Raw genomic sequence first — 405 nt, forward strand, 5'->3', positions numbered from 1 at the left:
GAAGTGAGGGGATGACCGGATCAGTACGACGCGCGGGGCGCGCTCTGCCCGTCGGCCGCGGCGTTGCTCGGGGCCGGGCACCAGCGGTCGGCGAGGGCCTCGGCGGCGCGGGCCAGCAGGGCGACGTCGGCGCCCACGTTGACGTAGTCCGCACCGGCGGCGGCGTAGGCGTCGGCCTGCGCGGGCACGAACGCGTTGACGCCCACGATCTTCCCGGCGGCCTTGACCTTCGTGATGACCTCCTCGACCGCGGCCACCACGTCCGGGTGCGACTGCTGGCCGAGCAGGCCCAGGGACGCGGAGAGGTCCGAGGGGCCGATGAAGACGCCGTCGATCCCGTCCACCGCCGCGATCTCGTCCGCGTTCCGCACGCCGGCGGCCGTCTCGATCTGCACGATCACGGAG

General features: G+C 74.1%; 1 protein-coding gene. It reads right to left on the minus strand.

What is annotated here, in order from left to right:
- Window positions 1-20 precede the first annotated feature (20 nt).
- Window positions 21-405, minus strand: a 385-nt coding sequence (locus ACFWJO_RS39460; protein WP_386873087.1) for an aldolase/citrate lyase family protein, incomplete at its 5' end; no start/stop codon positions are given.

The sequence above is a fragment of the Streptomyces sp. NPDC127092 genome (assembly GCF_042722475.1).
In the GTDB taxonomy this organism is placed as follows: Bacteria; Actinomycetota; Actinomycetes; order Streptomycetales; family Streptomycetaceae; genus Streptomyces.